At 53.2% G+C, this 1,232-nt stretch carries 1 protein-coding gene; it reads right to left on the reverse strand.

Translation table 11 applies throughout. The features are described 5' to 3' along the window. Positions 1-280 precede the first annotated feature (280 nt). Complete coding sequence (locus tag P0D96_RS47995; RefSeq protein ID WP_408321339.1) at positions 281-931, reverse strand: hypothetical protein; 651 nt, start codon at positions 929-931, stop codon at positions 281-283. Positions 932-1,232 lie beyond the last annotated feature (301 nt).

Genomic DNA, 1,232 nt, shown 5'->3' on the forward strand with positions numbered 1-1,232 from the left:
GTCCGGGTTCTGTACTTCATCTGCAACACTCCCGCTGCTCGCGCAGTTCCGATTGTGTTGCATCGACCGGTTGAATCCGCAGTCGTCCACGGACGCAGAGCTCTCGACTGAGGATGTTGCTCTTGAGGGCCGGCTACCGAGGTCGGCTATCAAGAGTCTTTCGAGGAATCGGACCAAATGGCCGCAACTCCTATCTATAGCGGACGGCGAACTTCTCAGATTCTGTGTTCCTCGTCCCTATTCCGAACCCGGTCGGAAAAGTTGGACTGTCATTGGCTTTCTAACGGGAACTCGGCGTCATTTGTGGTCCAAGCAGGGAAGCGCCCGGCGAACCCGCTTGCTCTTGAGGGCCCGAGCGGAGTTCTTCGAGTAAGGCTTCGTAGCGTTGCATACAACGATGCAAGCCGAACTGGACATCAAGTTGAAACTGGCCCGGCCATTTGATTCCCTCCGCCTTCAATGTGCTGATTTTCTTGTCGTTCCACAGTGTTATTTGAATATTCTCCATTACACTGTGTTTCATATAATCATAAAAACTCTCGGGGATCGTTGCGCCCTCAATCAGGTGCACTTTTTCGCCGATAAGACGTCGCAAATCCGTGTGCATTTCCGAAAAATACCGTTCGGCCAAAAAGTGGTCGATGCCGGGCCAGGTGTCTTCAGCCGTTGCACTTTTGATTCGTTCCTTGACTTCCCACACTGCCCAAATTTGATGAATCAGGCCGTCAACTGGGCCGTAAAATTCGGCTATTTGCGCCTCAACCTGTTTCAGGGATATTTCCAATCGCTTGATTTTGTCGGCTCGCAGATTCGACGCGAGTCGCTCTTCGCGGTCTTTTTGCCGGCTGAGGTGATTCAGAAATACCCACCCGACAGCAGTAACAGTGGCACTCAACACGCCGAGAATCAAGCTGACCTTGTTCGGGTCCATGACGAAAGTCCCCTTTACCTCGCACATCTTTGTTGATCGAATCAGTGCACCGGAATCCGTCCCGCGGGCGCCGGCTCGGCGTGCGGGACGTGCTCTCGCGATGCGGGCTGGTATTAAGGGTAAATGGTTGAACTTATATTGTGGAAGCTCAAAGTCAATTTAAATGTCCAATGTGGTTCAAACTGTGCGCTAGCCCGCATATGCGAGGCCGATTGCCCGGCATTCCGCGCGGACGAATGACCGCTCTTTCATCGGTGTCGGTCGATGAGAGCTGTTGGGCGAACGGCTGAAGAGGGTCGAT

It is taken from the genome of Paraburkholderia sp. RL17-347-BIC-D, from assembly GCF_046027915.1.
In the GTDB taxonomy this organism is placed as follows: domain Bacteria; phylum Pseudomonadota; class Gammaproteobacteria; order Burkholderiales; family Burkholderiaceae; genus Paraburkholderia.